General features: G+C 43.9%; 18 protein-coding genes. All 18 read right to left on the bottom strand.

Going from position 1 to position 18,444, the window contains the following annotated elements; translation table 11 throughout:
- Window positions 1–8 precede the first annotated feature (8 nt).
- A complete protein-coding gene (locus tag PCY71_RS01230) occupies window positions 9–857 on the bottom strand; it encodes a DegV family protein (protein WP_002909829.1) in 849 nt (282 codons plus the stop codon).
- Between the two features lie 2 nt (window positions 858–859).
- Window positions 860–1,234, bottom strand: coding sequence for a DUF1149 family protein (locus tag PCY71_RS01225; RefSeq protein WP_002915309.1), 375 nt, complete (start codon window positions 1,232–1,234; stop codon window positions 860–862).
- 124 nt (window positions 1,235–1,358) lie between these two features.
- The gene (locus PCY71_RS01220; RefSeq protein WP_002909831.1) at window positions 1,359–3,320 is read right to left on the bottom strand and encodes a fructose-specific PTS transporter subunit EIIC; all 1,962 of its coding nucleotides are present in this window, start codon (window positions 3,318–3,320) and stop codon (window positions 1,359–1,361) included.
- Window positions 3,317–4,228, bottom strand: a complete 912-nt coding sequence (gene pfkB / locus PCY71_RS01215; protein ID WP_002906648.1) for a 1-phosphofructokinase — start codon at window positions 4,226–4,228, stop codon at window positions 3,317–3,319. Before pfkB ends, PCY71_RS01220 begins: the two co-directional genes overlap by 4 nt.
- Window positions 4,225–4,968 (bottom strand): DeoR/GlpR family DNA-binding transcription regulator, encoded by a 744-nt coding sequence (locus PCY71_RS01210; RefSeq protein WP_002897650.1) that lies wholly within the window; start codon window positions 4,966–4,968, stop codon window positions 4,225–4,227. The genes pfkB and PCY71_RS01210 overlap by 4 nt, the downstream gene beginning before the upstream one ends.
- Window positions 4,969–5,137: 169 nt before the next feature.
- Window positions 5,138–6,121: a CPBP family intramembrane glutamic endopeptidase gene (locus PCY71_RS01205; RefSeq protein WP_048773311.1), complete on the bottom strand. Its 984-nt coding sequence runs from the start codon at window positions 6,119–6,121 to the stop codon at window positions 5,138–5,140.
- A gap of 19 nt (window positions 6,122–6,140) precedes the next feature.
- A complete protein-coding gene (locus tag PCY71_RS01200) occupies window positions 6,141–6,764 on the bottom strand; it encodes a TIGR01906 family membrane protein (RefSeq protein ID WP_048773309.1) in 624 nt (207 codons plus the stop codon).
- Entirely contained in the window at window positions 6,757–7,527 is a 771-nt protein-coding gene (locus PCY71_RS01195) for a TIGR01457 family HAD-type hydrolase (protein WP_048773308.1), read from the bottom strand. Before PCY71_RS01195 ends, PCY71_RS01200 begins: the two co-directional genes overlap by 8 nt.
- An 11-nt stretch (window positions 7,528–7,538) precedes the next feature.
- Window positions 7,539–8,279 (bottom strand): acyl-[acyl-carrier-protein] thioesterase, encoded by a 741-nt coding sequence (locus PCY71_RS01190; protein WP_048773306.1) that lies wholly within the window; start codon window positions 8,277–8,279, stop codon window positions 7,539–7,541.
- 3 nt (window positions 8,280–8,282) lie between these two features.
- Window positions 8,283–9,413, bottom strand: a complete 1,131-nt coding sequence (hemW, locus tag PCY71_RS01185) for a radical SAM family heme chaperone HemW (RefSeq protein WP_048773304.1) — start codon at window positions 9,411–9,413, stop codon at window positions 8,283–8,285.
- Between the two features lie 138 nt (window positions 9,414–9,551).
- Window positions 9,552–10,355 carry a pyrroline-5-carboxylate reductase gene (gene proC / locus PCY71_RS01180; RefSeq protein ID WP_048773302.1) on the bottom strand — a complete coding sequence of 268 codons (804 nt, stop codon included), beginning with the start codon at window positions 10,353–10,355 and terminating at the stop codon, window positions 9,552–9,554.
- A 2-nt stretch (window positions 10,356–10,357) separates the two neighbouring features.
- Window positions 10,358–11,620, bottom strand: a complete 1,263-nt coding sequence (locus tag PCY71_RS01175; RefSeq protein ID WP_048773300.1) for a glutamate-5-semialdehyde dehydrogenase — start codon at window positions 11,618–11,620, stop codon at window positions 10,358–10,360.
- Between the two features lie 21 nt (window positions 11,621–11,641).
- Window positions 11,642–12,751: a glutamate 5-kinase gene (proB, locus tag PCY71_RS01170; RefSeq protein ID WP_032912457.1), complete on the bottom strand. Its 1,110-nt coding sequence runs from the start codon at window positions 12,749–12,751 to the stop codon at window positions 11,642–11,644.
- Window positions 12,752–12,865: 114 nt separating this feature from the next.
- Window positions 12,866–13,762, bottom strand: coding sequence for an RluA family pseudouridine synthase (locus PCY71_RS01165; RefSeq protein WP_002909844.1), 897 nt, complete (start codon window positions 13,760–13,762; stop codon window positions 12,866–12,868).
- Window positions 13,746–14,213 carry a signal peptidase II gene (lspA, locus tag PCY71_RS01160; protein WP_002909845.1) on the bottom strand — a complete coding sequence of 156 codons (468 nt, stop codon included), beginning with the start codon at window positions 14,211–14,213 and terminating at the stop codon, window positions 13,746–13,748. The genes PCY71_RS01165 and lspA overlap by 17 nt, the downstream gene beginning before the upstream one ends.
- A 3-nt stretch (window positions 14,214–14,216) precedes the next feature.
- Window positions 14,217–15,119, bottom strand: coding sequence for a LysR family transcriptional regulator (locus PCY71_RS01155; RefSeq protein ID WP_032912458.1), 903 nt, complete (start codon window positions 15,117–15,119; stop codon window positions 14,217–14,219).
- A 119-nt stretch (window positions 15,120–15,238) separates the two neighbouring features.
- On the bottom strand, window positions 15,239–16,096 hold the full coding sequence (locus PCY71_RS01150; protein WP_048773299.1) for a GNAT family N-acetyltransferase: 858 nt from the start codon (window positions 16,094–16,096) through the stop codon (window positions 15,239–15,241).
- Window positions 16,097–16,208: 112 nt separating this feature from the next.
- Entirely contained in the window at window positions 16,209–18,170 is a 1,962-nt protein-coding gene (locus tag PCY71_RS01145) for a peptide ABC transporter substrate-binding protein (protein WP_048773297.1), read from the bottom strand.
- Between the last annotated feature and the right edge of the window lie 274 nt (window positions 18,171–18,444).

Genomic DNA, 18,444 nt, shown 5'->3' with positions numbered 1-18,444 from the left:
TCAAGCAATCAGATCACAGGGATATAACCCAATGCAACACTGCCCTCACCCAAGTGCGTCCCGATGACGCTGCCAAAGGTTACGATAGGAACTTCACCAGTAATACCACTGTCTAGCAGATTCTGCTGAAGCTCAGCTGCTTTTTCTGGCGCATTCCCATGGATAACCATAATCTGATAAGCACCGCCCGCTGTTCTTTCTTGGACGAGTTCCAGCATACGCTTGGTAGCCTTCTTCTCCGTCCGAATCTTTTCAAAAACCTCTATCACACCATGATTGTTAAAATACAGAATAGGCTTGATACTGAGCAGATTTCCCAGAATAGCTGCACCGTTAGACAGGCGTCCTCCTTTGACCAAGTGATCCAAGTCGTCCACCATGATAAAGGCGCTGGTGCCATCAATCTGCTTTTGAACATTAGCTAAAATTGTTTCAAAATCTAGTCCTTCTTCTGCCCACTCTAGAGCAGATTGAACCATGATACCGAGCGGTGCACTGGTAATCTTAGAATCTGGAAAGGCAATTTGCAAACCATGAAACTCATCTTTCAGATACTGAATGTTTTGATAAAAACCAGAAATTCCGCTAGATAGAAAGAGTCCCAGAACATGGGTATAGCCTTTTCCGTCTAGAATAGTAAGAATCTCTTCTAGGTCCGCAATGCTAGGCTGACTGGTCTTGGGCAATTCATCTGACTGAGCCATTTTTTCATAAAATTCACTAGCTGTTAGGTTTCTGCCTTCGACATAAGTCTCACCAGCAATCACGACTGGAATATCCAAGACGAAAAGATTTTCATTCTCCAGTAGGGAAGCCGGCAGATAGGCCGATGAATCTGTGATAACCGCTAACTTCATGATTAAAACTCCAAATTAATGCCCGGCAAATCCAGAGCAATTTCTGTCACTTCATAAGTCAAGCGATTGAGCATAGTTAAGCACGGCCGAGCCAGCTCTTCTACCTCATCGTGGTCAAATTCACTCGGTTCCTCAATAAGACGACCGTGAATGTGGTTGGCTTGCGAAATGGTTCCGCTGATAACAAAATTCTCAAAAACAATCATAAAAGTCAAAATCACAATCAATGAAGTTGTATGGGCTTCGACATCTCTTTTGACCAATTGAAAATTCACATCAACCTTGGTTTCAGGTGTTCCATTTTCTTTTTCCCACTCAAAATTTCGGGCGTCAAAATGGTACTGACTAACAAATTCTTTTTCGCGCTGTATGTTCATTTTTATTCTCCTAAAAATATGCGATAGGCCCATTATACCATATATCGAGCGAAGTTTCCATGCTAAAATTTGCAGGCTGGAACACAAAAAAGAATCTCACTGACAAGCGAGATTCTTTTAGATATTATTTTTTAAGTGGTTTGCGCAGGTAACCAAAGATAATACCGCTGACTACTGCACCAATCAATACATATACCAAGTAAAGGATTGGATTATTTGTCAATCCAATAACGAAGATTCCTCCGTGAGGAGCCATGAGCTTGATACCAGACAAGCCTACAAGAGCACCTGTAAGAGCGGAACCGACGATAAAGCTTGGAATAGCACGAGCTGGGTCAGCAGCTCCAAAAGGAATAGCTCCTTCTGTGATGAAAGACAGTCCCATGACAATGTTTGTCAAACCTGAATCGCGTTCTTCTTCAGTGAATTTATGTTTGAACAAAAGAGTTGCAATAAATACTGCCAAAGGCGGAACCATACCTGCTGCCATAACTGCTGCCATAACTGGCGAACCACCAGTTGAAACAGTGCTTGCCAGTGTACTAGTACCAAATACATAAGCAGCCTTATTGACCGGTCCACCCATATCGACAGCCATCATACCACCGACTAAGAGACCAAGAAGGACAGCAGAGCTTCCGCTCAGACTTGCCAAGAAATCATTCAGGGCTGTATTGATTGCTGACATTGGAATATTGACCGCCAACATCACAAATCCAGTCACAAGAACGCCCAGAAGAGGCAAGAGCAAGATTGAACGGATACCTTCAAGTGAGCGAGGCAGACCTGCAAGAAGCTTACGAAGGAGAAGGATGATACCACCAGCTAAGAAGCCGCCTACCAAAGCTCCAAGGAAACCAGATGATACACCAACTAAATCAAGAGTTTTCTGACCGCCTTCAGCGTAAGCTACACCACCAAATGATGCACCGCTGCTCGCAATTGCTCCAGCTACAAAACCAGAAACCAGACCTGGCTTTTCAGCGATTGAGTATGCGATATAACCAGCTAATACTGGCAACATGAAGCCAAAGGCCGCTCCACCAATTGCTTTAAACTGCGCTGCAATCTCATGATAACTTCCCAGATTAGAAAGCTGATCTTTTGGTACACCTAAGATCTGATCCAGCAAGAATGCAATGGCAATCATAATACCACCACCAATAACGAATGGCAACATTTGGGAAACACCGCTCATCAAGTGCTTGTAAAAAGCGCCACCCAGACTAAGTTTCTCATTGCTGGATTCTGCAGCACCACCACCGTTAGCTGCCTTGTAAACCTCAGCATTTCCAGAAAGGGCCAGATTGATGAGTTCTTCTGTCTTACGAATACCATCTGCAACTGGACGATTGATCAACGGCTTGCCGTCAAAGCGATTCATCTCTACGGCCTTATCTGCCGCGATGATAACAGCTTTAGCTTTTTTAATATCTTCTGCTGTCAGCTTATTCCCAACACCACTAGCACCGTTGGTTTCAACCTTGATGCCGACACCCATTTCAGCTGCGACCTTTTGTAAGGCCTCTTGAGCCATGTAGGTATGTGCAATCCCAGTCGTACAAGCTGTTACAGCTACAAGGAATTCTCCTCCCTCATTGGCAGGTTCGACAACAGCAGGTTCTTCTGCTTTTTCCGAAGCTTGGTCAAAAAGCTCAATCACCTGATCAGGCGAAGTCACTTGACGCAGTTTATCCGCAAAGCCATCCTTCATCAGGTACTGGGACAATTCAGCTAAGGCAGCTAAGTGAGTATCGTTAGCACCTTCTGGAGCTGCAATCATGAAGAAAAGATCAGTTGGCTGGCCATCCAAACTTTCGTAATCTACGCCTTTATTTGACTTGGCAAAAAGTACAGTAGCTTCTTTCACTGCAGCATTTTTGCTGTGGGGCATAGCGATTCCGTCACCCAAACCTGTAGAAGTCAAGGCTTCACGAGCCAAAATCCCTTCTTTGAAAGTCTCAAAGTCTGTCACATAGCCATGATTCACTAGGCTCTGAATCATTTCTTCGATAACAGCTTTTTTCTCTGTTGCCTGCAAGTCTAGCAACATCACATCTTTTCTTAGTAAGTCTTGAATTTTCATATTTTTTCTACCTCTACTTTTTCATAGATTTCTTTTATATAATCAGCTGTCGCCAAATCATCTGAGAAGGTGGTCGCCGTTCCGCAGGCCACTCCCCATTTGAAGGCTTGAATAACATCACCAGAGCGGACAAACTCTCCGGTAAATCCAGCCACCATAGAGTCGCCAGCACCAACAGAATTTTTCACATTGCCCTTGATAGGTTTAGCGAAATAGGCACCCTCTCGAGTTACCAGCAAGGCACCGTCACCAGCCATGGAAATGATGACATGTTGGGCACCCTTGTCTAAGATTTGACGGGCATAACTCTCAATCTGATCCAAGCTTTCGAGCTTGACTCCGAAAATATCACCTAGTTCGTGGTTATTAGGTTTGACCAAGAGCGGCTCAAACTCTAATGAATCAAGCAACGTCTGGCCTTCAAAGTCACAGACGACTTGCGCTCCTGTCTTTCTGGTCAGGCCAATCAACTCCTTGTAGACAACATTTCCTAGATTTTTAGGACTGCTGCCTGCGAAGACTACCGTATCTTCTGAGGTCAGAGAAGAAAGGAACTTCTCAAGTTCTTCTAGTTTCTGACTGGAAATTTCTGGACCAGGTCCATTAATTTCTGTCTCAGCATCTGCTTTAATCTTGACATTGATACGAGTATCCTGCTCAACTTCTACAAAATGGCTTGAGATTCCTTCCTCTTCCAGAGTATCTGTGATGAACTTGCCAGTAAAACCACCGATAAAACCAGTCGCTGTATTCTCAATACCTAGACGTTTGAGAACTCGGCTAACGTTGATTCCCTTCCCGCCAGCGAATTTGTCGTCACTGTCCATCCGATTGACGCTTCCTATAAGGACCTTGTCCAGACGAACAATATAGTCGATGGAAGGGTTTAGTGTGACAGTATAAATCATACCTCAATCACCTCCGTTTTTTCTTTCAGCGCTTGAATCACTTCCGATTCATTTTGAATAGTAATAATGCTTGCTTTGGCAAGAGGAGCGACCTTGACAAAGGACGTCTGTCCTAGTTTAGAAAGATCAGCCAAGACATAAGTCTTCTTAGCATTCTCCAAAATCGCTCTTTTGACAGCTCCTTCCTCCATATCTGGAGTGGTAAAGAAGCCATCGTCAATGCCATTCATCCCAATAAAGGCCTTATCGAAATTCAACTGACCGATTTGATTTAGGGCAACACCGCCAATGCTGGCATCCGTTGAGCGCTTGACCTTTCCGCCGATAATGACTGTCGGGATATTACGCTCTACCAACTTGGTCGCATGGTGAATGGAGTTAGTGACGACTGTCACTCTAGGGTCATGCAGCTCATTAACTAAAAGCTCATTGGTTGTCCCCGCATCAATAAAAATCACATCATGCTCTTGAATCAAGCTTGCTGCCATCTTGGCAATAGCTGTCTTTTCTTGAATGCTTTTGATAGATTTTTCCTGATTACTCTCCTCTTCTTGTAGAAAATGAAGGCTCTCGGCTCCACCATGAACTCGTCGCAGTTTATGCTCGCTCTCCAGTTCATCCAAATCTCTTCTGATAGTTGATTCTGAAGTGTTTAAAGCATGTACTAGATAGTCTAAAGAGACAAATTTTTCTCTTATGACTGTCTCTAGAATAACTTGCTTTCTTTCCGACTTCAGCATAAAGCACCTCCTTTGAAATCGTTTACGATTATTATTATACCTCTTTAATTTTCAATGTCAGGCACTTTCTATCAAAAACTTTCATTTTCTATCTTTTTATCGAACAAAAAAGAGCTGGACTATATCCAACCCCTTTCATATCGTTGCATAGCTGCCAAATAAAAGGCAATTAGCTATTATTAATCAAGGATACAATATAGGCTGCCATGACAGGCAGAAACGTTCCAAGAAAAGTAAACACAACCAAAACCCAGAACCAGACTGATTTAAAAGCCTGTCGGTAAGTCCCTGGGAGCGAACGATTTGTGTCAATGTATTCCTTAAATTTTGGCCATTTCAAGATTAAGAGCAAAAGAAATACTGTACTGCCAGCGATTAGTAGGCCGTAAAAAACGATGTTAACAATAGGCTCTGGAGTTTTTTTTGAAAGAAAAGCTATACCTTCTGCTATGACAAAGTTATTGAGAGCATGAAAAATGATAGACCAGATAATCGAATACTCAAAAGCGATATAGCCAAAACCTAAACCAATCAAACTAGCAAAATAAAACTGATAAAGATTTTCATGAAAGAGACCAAACAAAATCGCAGTCAGAAGAATGGCAAAAATCTTTCCATGCTTCTCTAACGCTCTTAATCCAGCACCTCTGAAAATAATTTCCTCCGTAACCGGAGCCATCAAGGATGAATAAATCAACATGGTCAGTGTTTCAGAACCGCCGCCTCCTGATTCCATACTAGAAAGATCTAGATTGAAGAGTTGCATGATAGCATGCATGATCTGATTGACAACAGCTGTAAACATTTGGGCGAATAAAAGGAAGCAAATCATATAAAAGAAAACTTTAGGAGTCATCTTCCGCCCCTTGCGACGAAGGTCGTATTTAAAGAGCTGCTTACCCCGAGACACCGTAAAAGTAAGAACACCGAGACAGGAAGCTAGAATATAGGCTCCGCCGTCCTTTTCCATGAATTTGGTAACAATGTCTTGCGTCTTTTGAATGTCCATACCTTGTCCTGGCATGATGACAAAAAAAGCAACAAATACGTAAATGAAGACAGCAGCAAGCATAACCCATAAATAAGTGAAGCAAGTCGCTGAAAATCGTCCTAGATCTTTTTTAGGATTTAAAGGTTCGGGTATATAATACATAAAATCTCCTGTTTTAAGTTTACTCTTTACCCTTTCTGCTCAGCAAATACAAGGTCAAAAAGATTCCCTCATAAAGCAAAGCAAAAAGAATAAAGGCGTGCATGAAAAATTCTTCTGGTAGAATCCAAATGACTGGATCATTGGCTGGGTCAAACATCCAGGTATTGTCTCCGGCAAAGAGAACTTGATGAAAGAGTGTAAAAAAACTGTTAAAGCCAATCAGAAAGGCAAGTACACCTAAGGCAAGCGGCAAAAGACTAATCACCAGAAAAGCCCGTCTATAGAGACCTAAAAATCCCTTTTTGACTACTTTTTTGATAAAGAAAATCAAAGCCGGCAAAGTAACTAGAAAAATAGCTTGCGCCAAGTGAAAAAGATACTTGACCGCCTGAAAATGATGCAGACCTGCTGCTGACGAACGAAAATCCGTCATCGCCAGTTTCTGACTAAAAGGATTGGTCAGGTAATTCATCAAAATATTAAAATTATACTGAATGGTCTCTGCTTTCAAATACACCTTATCCGGCAAGTTGAAATAAGAAATCTCCATCGGGTATAAGAGCCAAGCCAGATAAATGGTTAACAAGATAGCTACTGCCAACAAGCACAAGATGCTGGCTGAAAATCTTAACTTATCACGCATCGAAGTCCCACTCCGCTAGACTGGACAAGACATGCGTTGGTTGGATCGGCAGATTGGGCACCTCTTCTGGCAGGGTAAAACCTGTCGTAACCAAGAGGGTCGGAATGCCGTTATCAATTCCCGCTCGAATATCTGTCAGATAGTTATCACCCACCATGATCACTTCTTCACGCGCCAACCCTAGATGCTCTATGGCTTTTTCCATGATGATAGCATTAGGCTTGCCGATAAAGGTCGGCTCAACCCGAGTGGCTGCTTCCAAGAGGGCATTGATAGCACCTGCTCCTGGCTGCAGACCTCGCTCAGTCGGAATATTGAGATCAGGATTGGTCCCGATAAAGTGCGCACCTTTTTGAATGGCTAGCGTTGCTATTGTCAACTTCTCATAGTCTACTTCCCAGTCAAGGCCCACTACTACATAGTCAGGATTTTCTGTGTCCTCTATATATCCAGCTTCTTCAATAGCATGTTTAAGCCCTACATCACCGATAACGTAAACTTTCTTGCCCAGATTTTTCTCCTGCATATAATCAATGGTAGCTAAAGTCGCTGTGTAAATAGTTTCAAGTGGCGTCTCAATATTGAAATTTGCAGCCAGCATGGTCTGCACTGCTTCTGGCGTGCGCGTGGTATTATTGGTCACGAAAAGGCAGGGAATCTTACGCTTCTGCAACTCATGCACAAAAGCTTCGCCAGCCGGAATCCGGCTCTTTCCCTTATAAATCGTCCCATCTAAATCAATTAAATATCCTTTATACGTCATTTCTACTCTTCCTAATTTTCTTGTTTAAACTCTTGCCAGGTCACCAAAGCCTGGGCATTGACTTCGCCGTCACTGGAAATTTGGTGATTGCTCTGCAGACCTTCTAGGTCATAGCTAGAAGCAATCATGCCGCCCGGTCGGACTTCCTTGACATACTTGAGATGGACTTTCTTGGGAATGTGTTTCATTAGGAAGTCTGCACCCATGACCTCAAAGATCCAATCCAGATACTTGCTGTTATTGACATGTCCGTTCATATCTAAGTCGTAAAAGCGTACATGGTAGTCCTTGCTGAAAGGATTTTCCAAGTCTGGATACTTAGGACCGCGCAGTAATTTCTTGGAAAACTCAGATTGATATGGCGCTACAATCTCCGGATCAACGGCACGAACCTTGCGGCTATCCCGATCCATAAGAACAAAAGTTGCCAGCATCTGGATAATGTCTTGACCCGCTTCATCAAAAATTGTAAAGCGACGGTAGCAAAAGAGCCGATTGTAGGTCAAAGCTTCTGTTTCAATAGTAATTTCTTCTGCAAATCGTGGCAGACGTGTCACATCAATATCATAGTCCGTGATAATCCAAACCAGATTATACTGCTCCAGCATATCCTTGTCGCTAACACCTAGCTCAATCGACTGCATCCCCGATACCTGCAAGGATAGCAGGATAACATCTGGCAGCTTGATATGGCCATTCATATCTGCCATATCAAAAGGAATTTTCATTTTCATTTGATAAGTTAAGCCCATGATTTACTCCAATATAAATTTCTCAGCAACCGTATCGCCCAAAAAGAGGCCTTGTTTGGTCATGCGCACGATATCTCTGTCCGGGACTAGCAAGCCTTGATCAGTCAGTTCAGACACAACAGCTCCGTAGTGGTCTTCAAAGGAAAGACCGAATTTTTCCTCAAAACGTTTTTTTGACACGCCTGATTTCTTGCGCAGTCCTAGAAACATCTCTTCTTCCATCTTTTCTTTCAGCGTCAGCATTTCTTCCTGCACACGGGCATTACCCGCTTCAACCGCCTGCAGATAATGGCGAATCGGCCCGTGGTTTTTATAGCGAACACCATCGACATAGCCAGACGCTCCCGCTCCAATACCATAATACTCCGCATTGTCCCAGTACATGAGATTGTGGCGGCTCTCAAAGCTTGGCTTGGAAAAGTTTGAAATCTCATAATGCTCGAAGCCGGCCTTTTCCAGCTCAGCTATAATGTAGTCAAACATCTCCGCTTCCAAATCTTCCTTGGGCAGAGGCAGTTTCCCTCGCCGCATCCGATTCATGAAGACCGTATGATTTTCCAAAATCAAGCTGTACAGACTCATGTGGGGAATGTCTAGGGCAATAGCCTTGGCTACATTGGTTTTCACATCTTCCATGGTCTGCTTGGGCAGGGCATAAATCAGGTCAATCGAGATATTATCAAAACCCGCTTTTTTGAGATTGGCAATATTATCAAAAATGTCCTTTTCCAAGTGACTGCGGCCAATTTGCTTAAGCATGCGGTCATTGAAAGTCTGTACACCCAGCGAAACACGATTGACAGGCGAGTCTTTAAGTACAGCAATCTTCTCTCGGTCCAAGTCCCCAGGATTGGCTTCAATGGTCAGCTCTTCTAGATAAGACAAGTCCAGCTTATCTGTCAGCTTTTCCAGCAAAAAGGCTAATTGAGGCGCCGATAGAGCCGTCGGAGTCCCACCACCGATATAGAGGGTACGAAGCTTTTTGATGTCGTAAGAATCATACTCCTCAATCAAATGCTCCAGATAACTATCTACCGGCTGATTTTTGATAAAAACCTTGGAAAAATCGCAGTAATAACAAATCTGAGTACAAAAAGGAATGTGCACATAAGCAGAAGTCGGTTTGGTTTGCATAGTACTTATTATACCACAGTTTTAAAGAGAGGACTTATTTGAATATTAAACAAAGAAAAAAAGAGTGAGCCTGCAATGACAAAAAATGTCCTCGCAAGCCACACCCTTTCCTATAATCTAAAAAATTGAAGATCTAAATCACTTCTTCCCCAACTCCTGCGTCCTCTTGTAGGCAGCTTGAACGGCATCCATGACCGTTCCTCGAAAGGCATTTTCTTCCAGACTGGCTACCCCAGCGATGGTCGAACCGGCCGGACTGCAGACCTGGTCTTTGAGCAGAGCAGGATGTTGCCCACTGACCTGACTTAGCTTAACAGCACCCAAGAGGGTCTGATTGGCTAGCTGCAGGGATATATCGCGACTGAGTCCTACTCGGACACCTGCATCCGCTAAAGCCTCTATAAAGAGATAGACGAAAGCTGGTCCACATCCAGCAAGTGCCGTGGCAGCATCCAGCTGTTTTTCCTCTAGTTTGACCAAAAGACCAGCCGAAGACAAAAGTTCACACAACAAGTCTTCATCCGCTTGATTCGCCTGCTGGGATAAAGCAAAGCTAATAACGCCCTCACCTACAGCTACCGGTGTATTAGGCATGATCCGAATCCAACGATGGTGGCTAGGCGCCCATTTTCCCAACGTTTCCAAGGTCAGCCCAGCAGCTATCGAAATCAGCAAAAGAGACTCTCGTTTTTCTAGAACTTCCTGATACTCAGCCAGCAAGTCAGCAAATTGAGCTGGTTTGATACCCAGAAAAATCACCTCTGCCTGAGCAAAAACTTCTTTATTACTGACCGGCTGACCACCAACTTCCGCAGCAATCTTTTCAGCCTTGAAACGACTGCGATTAGCCAGGAGTAATTCACTTCTAAATCTTTTATCTTGGGCAACTAGGCGAGCGAGACTGCCACCCATATTTCCCAGACCTATAATTCCAATTTTCATCATTATTTCCTCACTTGACCAGTCCCTTGGATGACGTATTTATAGCTGGTCAACTCTTTCAGTCCCATAGGACCTCTGGCATGCAGTTTTTGAGTAGAAATTCCCATCTCACAGCCAAGTCCAAATTGACCGCCATCTGTAAAGCGGGTTGAGGCATTGACATAAACTGCTGCGCTATCCACCTGCTCTGTGAAGTAAGCTGCCGCTGCCTCATTCTCCGTCACAATGGCGTCCGAGTGATGGGTGCTGTGAGCTTCAATATGCTCCACCGCTTCTTCCAGCGAGGAAACCAGCTTGACAGCTAAGATATAATCCAAAAATTCGGTATCAAAATCTTCCGATTTAGCTTGTGTTCCTGAGATATACTGAGCTGCTTTCTCATCCAAACGCAATTCAACAGACTTTTCTTGCGCAGCATCTCGATCTGTCACCAGCATCTTCTGCACACGTTGCAAAAATTCTGCTGCAATCTCTTCATGAACCAGTAGTACTTCCATGGCATTGCAGACAGAAGGGCGACTGGTCTTGGCATTCTCAATAATCGCCAAAGCCTTGTCTTGATCAGCATCCTTATCTACATAGACATGGACAATTCCAGTACCTGTCTCAATAACTGGCACTGTCGCATTTTCCACGACCGCCTGAATCAGTCCAGCACCTCCGCGAGGAATGAGTAAATCAAGATAGCCCTTGGCCTTCATCATAGCCTGAGCAGAAGCCCGACTGGTATCAGAAACCAACTGGATACAATCCGGCGAAATCTCCGTCTGAACCAAGCCTTCTTTCAAGGCTGTGACAATAGCTAGCGCTGTCTGATAGGCATCCTTGCCGCTTCTGAGGACGACTGCACTACCACTCTTTAGAGCCAGAGCCGCAGCGTCAGAGGTGACATTAGGCCGACTTTCGTAGATAATCCCAATCACGCCCATGGCCACCCGCTTCTTACTGATGACAAGGCCGTTATCAAGCTCGGTTCTTTCCAAGACTTGCCCTACGGGATCCTCTAAGTTAATCAGCTGACGAATACCCTCTGCCATGGCAGCGATGCGATCCTCGTCCAGATAGAGGCGATCCAGCATCACATCTGAAATCTTACCTTTAGCCGCTTCCATATCCAATTCATTGGCTGCTAAAATATCCGCACGAGAAAGCCAGAGCTGCTTTGCCATTTCTTCTAGAGCATGGTTTTTCTCAGCTGTTGTGGCCGTATTAATTGTCTTCTTGACCTTCTGAACCTTTTCAAAAATCGCTTGTGTTGAGGTCATCGCTTCTCCTTTCCTCGTCTTCTAAAATTCTGCAAATAAATCATTCAACTCCGGCGTCAAAGAGATCCAGTCATCCCGATGAATGACAACACCCTTAGGCTTATTGGACTTGAGCATATCTTTAAGAGCAGACTTGCCAAAACGCACGCGCCCTTTACCAAGAATAGCTCCACTGCCTTCTTCATAAACCGTCACCGTATCTTGATAGGCAAAGCTACCCGATACAGATACAAGACCAGACACCAACAAACTTTTTCCCTTATTTCTGAGAGCATCAGCTGCTCCTTGGTCTACATAGATTTCCCCTTGACTTTTAGCATAGAAAGCAAGCCATTGCTTCTGCGTTTTTAGACCCTTTTCCTGGGCTAAAAAGAGACTGCCATCCTTGGTTTCCTCCGCAGCTTCCTGCAGAGCATCGGTCTTGAGCGAGGAGCAGATATAGACCGGAACACCAGACATGGTTGCCAACGTTGCTGCCTTAATCTTTGTCAGCATGCCACCAGTTCCGTTGCTCGTTCCTGCACCGCCAGCCATATCAATCAGCTCAGAGCTGATCTTCTCAATCTTTTCAAGCCGGCGGGCATCTGGATTGTTAGAGGGATTGGCTGTGTAGAGTCCATCTACATCAGTCAAAAGCACCAAGAGGTCCGCCTGAACCATGGCTGCTACTTGCGCACTCAGTGTATCATTATCTCCGACCTTGAGCTCCTCGATGGCCACCGAGTCATTTTCATTGATGATAGGAATAGCGCCGCGATTCAGTAAGACAGATAAGGCTTGATGGGCATTCTTGTAACGCCGCTTATCTGCAAAATCATCCTGGGTCAAAAGAATCTGAGCAGAAATGATTTGCTTCAAAAGAAGATTAGTTGTATATTCCTCGAGGAGCAAGCCTTGTCCAACCGCAGCTGAAGCCTGTTTATCCGCCACCTTGGTCGGTCGCTTTTTAAAGCCCAGAGAAGAAAAACCTGCCGCAATAGCTCCTGATGAGACCAAGATTAACTCATGCCCCGCCTCATGGAGGAGTGCCAACTGCCGAGTAATTTCCTTTACCTTGGCGCGTGACAGACTGCCATCTGCGTTGGTCAATGACGAAGTCCCCACCTTAAATACGATTCGCTTTGCTTTCATTTCCTTTTCCTTCACTGCTAGATTGTCTTATTATACCACGATTTACAGAAAATAAAAACGACCGCGATTGAAGCGGTCAAAGGAAAATTTGTATTTTAATAATAAATGAACTTGCTATCTTTGTCGCAGCTTTTCCAAGGTTTCTTGGAAAATATCTGGTACTTCAGCTGTAAATTCCAGAACTTCACCAGTTCGAGGATGGGTGAAGCCCAGCGTTCGTGCGTGAAGAAACTGGCCGTGTCCTTTTAGGGTCTTGCGCGGTCCATAAACCTCATCTCCAGCCACAGGGTGTTCGATGTAGGCCATATGGACGCGAATCTGATGGGTTCGGCCTGTTTCCAGCTGAAGCTCAACCAAGCTATAGTCACCAAAACGTTCCAAGACTTGGAAACGCGTCAGAGCAGGCTTGCCTTTGGCTGTCACGGCCTGTTTCTTGCGGTCTTTTTCACTGCGCCCAATCGGTGCTTCAATCACTCCACGGTCATTAGACAGATTTCCATGAACAATAGCCCAATACTTGCGTAGGGATTTCTTATCCTTGAGCTCATCAGCCAGAGCCACATGGGCTTGGTCATTCTTAGCAATCATGAGAAGCCCAGAAGTGTCCTTGTCAATCCGATGGACAATCCCTGGTCTTAGGACTCCATTGATGCCAGACAGGTCTTTGATGTGATACATGAGCGCGTTGACTAGCGTACCGCTGGTATGACCCGCAGAAGGATGGACCACCATTCCTTGAGGTTTATTGACGACTGCCACGTCCTCATCTTGATAGACGATTTCTAGCGGAATATCCTCTGCCACATACTCAACCACTTCCGGCTCAGGCAGCTCATAGGAGATGACATCGCCTTCTTTGACAGCGTATTTGGCTTTTTTGGCTTGTCCATTGACCAAAATCCGGCCGTCCTTGATCTGCTCATTAGCCAAACTCCGCGATAAGTCTGTCAGCTCGGCAACCGCCTTGTCCAATCGCTGACCAGCTACCGAAGCCTCAATTCTTACTTCCATCTTTTTCTTCCTTCAAAATCATCAACAGTAAAATAGCTACACCAAAGGTTAGATACATATCCGCCACATTGAAAATAGCAAAATTGATAAAATCTAACTGAAACATATCCACAACAAAACCTTGACGTATCCGGTCGATAAAGTTCCCCAAACCGCCAGCAATCACCAAGGTCAGCCCAGCCAGCATCCACTTTGAGGCATGGAGGTGCTTGATGAGGTAGTAAACAGCTCCGCCGATAACCAGAAATGTCACCAATGTAAAGAGCCATTGTTGATTTTCTAGCATGGAGAAGGCTGCACCAGTATTCTGGAGATGGGTTAGGCTCACCAGACGAGGAATGAAACTCTTGACCTGCCCTAGCTTAAAATCGCTGACGATATACAACTTAACCAGCTGGTCCACAGCAATAAGAACCAAGACTGCAAAAGGAATAATAATTTTTCTTTTCATACTTTATTTTTTCTGTGCAAAATACTCTTTCATAACCGATACAAAGTCTTCCCCGACCTGAGTCAGCTCCACATCTTCACGCTTGACATAGACCATATGGTTGTCCAAGTTGTCACGAAGCTTGATGACAGTAATACCATTTACACTATTGCTGTCCAAAAAGCCAGACCCCGTCGCATAAGCATCGGTACGCTCCAAAATCCCATTCAAAGTCGCTCGGTCCGTCACATTAAACATCTGTGAGCTGGCACTGGTATCGACAAAATTCTCTGAATAATAGAGATACTCGTCCTTTTCCTGAGTGAAACGAACAGTTGGCAAGGCAGCTAAATCTTCCATGACCAGCTCATTCTTCTGAGTCAGAGGATGATCTTCCCGCAGGTAAATGTGGGTCTGAAAAGGAATCAACTCAATTACTTCCAAGCCTAGCTTTTCCACCCGCTGCATAATCCCCTTGGTATTTTGATTATTGAGGTAGATAATGCCAATTTCACTATGGCCCTGCGCTACTTCGTCCAAAATCTGCACGGTTGTTGACTCAAAAATTCGGAAATTCTTATACTCTGGATAGGTCTGAGAAAATTGTGTAATCAAAGGTGGCAGAAAATCATAGTGCTGGCTGGCAATAGAAAACTCATCCCGCTCCTCTTCAGGATTAGCATATTGATTTTGAAAAACATCAAAACCCTTGACCAAGTCTTGAGCCTTTTCATAAAACTCCATTCCTCGGCGTGTCAGAAAAGTCCCGCTGCTGGTCCGACGAAAAATCTTGAAACCCAGCTCTTTTTCCAGATCACGGACAGAGATAGACAGACTAGGCTGACTGACATACATTTTTTCCGCAGCTTCTCGAAAAGTCCCACTGTTAGCAATGGCGACCACATAACGCAATTGTTGAATATTCATAATATTTTCCTTCTTTACATATCGTCTCATTATACCATAAACCAAGGCAGAACAAAAGAAACCAACTGTAAGAAGCCAGTTTCTCCTTTTAAGTTAATGAGTAATCTGAGACAAATTTGCTATTTTTCTTTTAGATAGACAACCTCTGTCATCTCTTTGAAGCCTAGCTTTTTATAAAGTTTCAAAGCTCGGGTATTCTGCTTTTCTACGACAATCTGAAACTCCTGTCCATTGAGTTTATTCAAATCCTGCATACTTGCAAGCAAGAGATAACTTCCTAACCCCTGCCCTTGAAAATCTTGATTAACCGCCAAGCCAAAGAAATAATTAGTGCCAAAATCCGTATCAACCGACACAGAAGCTACAACTCTACCATCTTTCTTCAAGATGTAAAGCAGACTGGAACCACTGCTAACGGCTTCTCTGGCGTATTTCAAGGCAACATCTAGCGGTGTCTCAAAGACTTGGGACTGAAAGGCTGCAATCTCTTCAGCCAAGTCCAAACTCCCCTGCAAAACCTCAATCCCTTCTCTTTCTTCCAGAGGAAAAGCTTGAGCAGGCTGTGCCAGCCAAATTTCCGCTTCATCTGTTTGGTAATCAAATCTCCTAGCAAAATCGGGATGACCATTCAAAAAGACCAGCTCCGCTACATACTCAATCTCGGTCAAATCATACTGATCAGCTACTTTTGCAAAAGCAGCCAGAAGCAGATTAGCCACACCCTGACGGCGATACATCGGCAGAACATAGAGAGAAACCTCAGCTTGGCCAGGTTCATCCGCGTAGACTGATAAAAAGCCGATGGTCTGGCCATCCATCTCAGCCAAGAAGAAGGCTGGCATTTCAGGATCTGCATTATAATTATTATCCAGGTAGGGCAGTCTATATCCTCCGTCCACCTTATTACACTCTTGAACTAATTCAAACAATACTTGCTTTTCTTTCTCAGGCAATGCACTATAAATTCCTATTTGCATCCGTCTCACTTCCTTCCAGTATTTCTTTCTATTTTACTACAAAAACCTCGGTCAAGCCATTCAAAAAGGGGCTGGAAAAATCCAGCCCCAATGTCGCTAAGTGAATCGTTTTTTATTTTTCAACGTGGTCAGCAAGTTCTTCCTGGGCTTTTTTATTTGCCGCAGTAGCTTCTTCTTTCCATTTTTTCTTAGCAGCTTCATATTCTTTGGTCGTTACAACATCCTTCTGAAGCTGAGTCAGCTTGAAGTTGTAAGCTGAACCTTTGACACCAACTGGTGAGTAGGCCTTTGTAAATGGCACTGATTTAGTAACCGACGGCGTTGCCCCTTGTGAAACAGTCGGGATAATTAAGCCACTATCTAGCAACCAAGCTTCCGCTTCTGCATACTTTTCGTAACGCAGCTGCACATCGTTAGTTTCAGCATTGGCATCTTCCAGCATCTTAGTATATGTATCCAAGCCTAGCTCTTTAATCTTATCATTGTCTTGACCAGGTTCAAAACCAAAGTTTTGCAAGCTTCCACCGTTCTTGATATTAAGAGTGTCAAGGTAGGTAGATGGGTCTTGGTAGTCACCAGTCCAGCCACCAGTAGACATATCATAGTCTTTCTGAGCAGCAGAATTAGCAAAATAGGTGATATTATTAAGATCGTCTGTGCTCATCTTTTGCAGGTCAATGACGACATTTTCTGCTCCAAGAGCCGATTCGATAGACTGCTTAGTTGAGCTAGCCCATTGAACGCCAATCGTGCTAGACTGATCCACAGGCATATCTAAGTGAATTGGGAATTCAACTCCTTTAGCCTGCAAGGCTTGCTTAGCTTCTGCAAATTTCGCCTTAGCTTTTTCAGGATTGTAGTAAGGATCTTGAGCGTCAGAAAGATCAATTCCTTGCCATTGGCTACCATAGTTGACTAATTTTTCCCCAACAACGGTTCCAAAGTCCTTGTCGCCAATTTGAACAAAAGTAGGCGGCACTAAGGTGTTTCTCAAGACCTTAGTCGCTCCGTCTTCACCATTTCCTTGCGCACCATAAGATGTACGGTCAAAGGCAAAGTTAATAGCCTGACGGAAGTCCTTGTTCATGATTGCTTCGTTAGTAGCAGATTTTTGAGCGTCTGTTGTTTTAGAAGTATGATTGTAAGACTGACGGTTGTAGTTGAAATTATAGTAATAAGAAGTAGAATCCTGCGGGCTGTATACGATATTGTCCGCATATTTCTTCTTGACTGAAGCAAAGCCAGAGCTATTCGGATAGAGACGAGCCGTGCTGTAAACGCCATCGCTGAAGTTGCGAATCAGCGCTTCCTGATCATTTCCATCATAGTAGGTCAGTTTGATACTATCCAGAGTAACATTGTCTTTGTCATAGTAGTTTTGGTTCTTGACAAATTCCATCACAGACTTGGAAGTCAGAGACTTAAGCAAGTAAGGACCATTGTAGAGGATGCTAGATGGCTTGACTGAGCCAAAATTGCTTCCTTCTGCTTTCAGAAACTCTTCATTGACTGGAAAAAGAATCGTGCTGGTCGTTTTAGAGTTCCAATATGGCTCAGGGCGAGCCAGAGTGTATTGCAGAGTATGGTCGTCAATAGCCTTGACACCAACATTGTCAAAATTCTTATCTTCACCCTTGATATAAGCATCCAAGCCCTTCACAGAGTCCTGAACGAGATAAATAGCTTCAGAATTTTCATCCGCTGCATACTTCAAGCCAGTCACAAAGTCCTGAGCTTTTACTTCTGCATATTCTTCACCATCGGATGTGTACCATTTAGCATCATCACGCAGCTTATAAGTATAGGTCAGACCGTCCTTAGAAACTGTCCATGACTTCGCGATAGAGGGAACCAGATTTCCGTACTCGTCATTTTCAAAAAGTCCATCGACCAGGTTGGAAATGACATCATTTGTCGTTGCACGGTTTGTAGCAAGATAGTTCAAGCTGTCAGGGTCTGAACTATAAACGTAAGTATAATTATTTGTGCTAGATGAAGACTGGCTACAAGCCGTAAGCAATAGCCCGGCACTCAGTGCAACTCCAGTCGCAATCAGCCATTTAGATGCTTTCATGGATAGAACCTCCTTTGATGTTACATTTTATAACATGAACTATTATACCAAAAAGTGTATAAAAAGTAAATAGTAAACTGATGACAGACGAGTAAAATATTCAAGCCTACGTATTTTTAGAAAACTCGCAAAGCTCTCTGCTGCAGCATTCCTACAAATCTCCAAATAAAAAAGGAAGAATCCGCTTTTACTGCAAAGTTACTTTGGATTCTTCCTTTTTGTTATTTTATCAAGAATAAGTAAAACTGTGAGCTCTTCAACACTGCTCGCTCGT

The sequence above is a fragment of the Streptococcus sp. SN3 genome, from assembly GCF_030439905.1.
The sequence above is the reverse complement of the archived record's forward strand: the minus strand, read 5'-3'. Positions and strand labels throughout refer to the sequence as shown.

Excerpts from the sequence above, each read along its gene's own strand:
- PCY71_RS01230 (WP_002909829.1), bottom strand. The coding sequence starts at position 857 with ATGAAGTTAGCGGTTATCACAGATTCATCGGCCTATCTGCCGGCTTCC.
- PCY71_RS01225 (WP_002915309.1), bottom strand. The coding sequence starts at position 1,234 with ATGAACATACAGCGCGAAAAAGAATTTGTTAGTCAGTACCATTTTGAC.
- PCY71_RS01220 (WP_002909831.1), bottom strand. The coding sequence starts at position 3,320 with ATGAAAATTCAAGACTTACTAAGAAAAGATGTGATGTTGCTAGACTTG.
- pfkB (WP_002906648.1), bottom strand. The coding sequence starts at position 4,228 with ATGATTTATACTGTCACACTAAACCCTTCCATCGACTATATTGTTCGT.
- PCY71_RS01210 (WP_002897650.1), bottom strand. The coding sequence starts at position 4,968 with ATGCTGAAGTCGGAAAGAAAGCAAGTTATTCTAGAGACAGTCATAAGA.
- PCY71_RS01205 (WP_048773311.1), bottom strand. The coding sequence starts at position 6,121 with ATGTATTATATACCCGAACCTTTAAATCCTAAAAAAGATCTAGGACGA.
- PCY71_RS01200 (WP_048773309.1), bottom strand. The coding sequence starts at position 6,764 with ATGCGTGATAAGTTAAGATTTTCAGCCAGCATCTTGTGCTTGTTGGCA.
- PCY71_RS01195 (WP_048773308.1), bottom strand. The coding sequence starts at position 7,527 with ATGACGTATAAAGGATATTTAATTGATTTAGATGGGACGATTTATAAG.
- PCY71_RS01190 (WP_048773306.1), bottom strand. The coding sequence starts at position 8,279 with ATGGGCTTAACTTATCAAATGAAAATGAAAATTCCTTTTGATATGGCA.
- hemW (WP_048773304.1), bottom strand. The coding sequence starts at position 9,413 with ATGCAAACCAAACCGACTTCTGCTTATGTGCACATTCCTTTTTGTACT.
- proC (WP_048773302.1), bottom strand. The coding sequence starts at position 10,355 with ATGAAAATTGGAATTATAGGTCTGGGAAATATGGGTGGCAGTCTCGCT.
- PCY71_RS01175 (WP_048773300.1), bottom strand. The coding sequence starts at position 11,620 with ATGACCTCAACACAAGCGATTTTTGAAAAGGTTCAGAAGGTCAAGAAG.
- proB (WP_032912457.1), bottom strand. The coding sequence starts at position 12,751 with ATGAAAGCAAAGCGAATCGTATTTAAGGTGGGGACTTCGTCATTGACC.
- PCY71_RS01165 (WP_002909844.1), bottom strand. The coding sequence starts at position 13,762 with ATGGAAGTAAGAATTGAGGCTTCGGTAGCTGGTCAGCGATTGGACAAG.
- lspA (WP_002909845.1), bottom strand. The coding sequence starts at position 14,213 with ATGAAAAGAAAAATTATTATTCCTTTTGCAGTCTTGGTTCTTATTGCT.
- PCY71_RS01155 (WP_032912458.1), bottom strand. The coding sequence starts at position 15,119 with ATGAATATTCAACAATTGCGTTATGTGGTCGCCATTGCTAACAGTGGG.
- PCY71_RS01150 (WP_048773299.1), bottom strand. The coding sequence starts at position 16,096 with ATGCAAATAGGAATTTATAGTGCATTGCCTGAGAAAGAAAAGCAAGTA.
- PCY71_RS01145 (WP_048773297.1), bottom strand. The coding sequence starts at position 18,170 with ATGAAAGCATCTAAATGGCTGATTGCGACTGGAGTTGCACTGAGTGCC.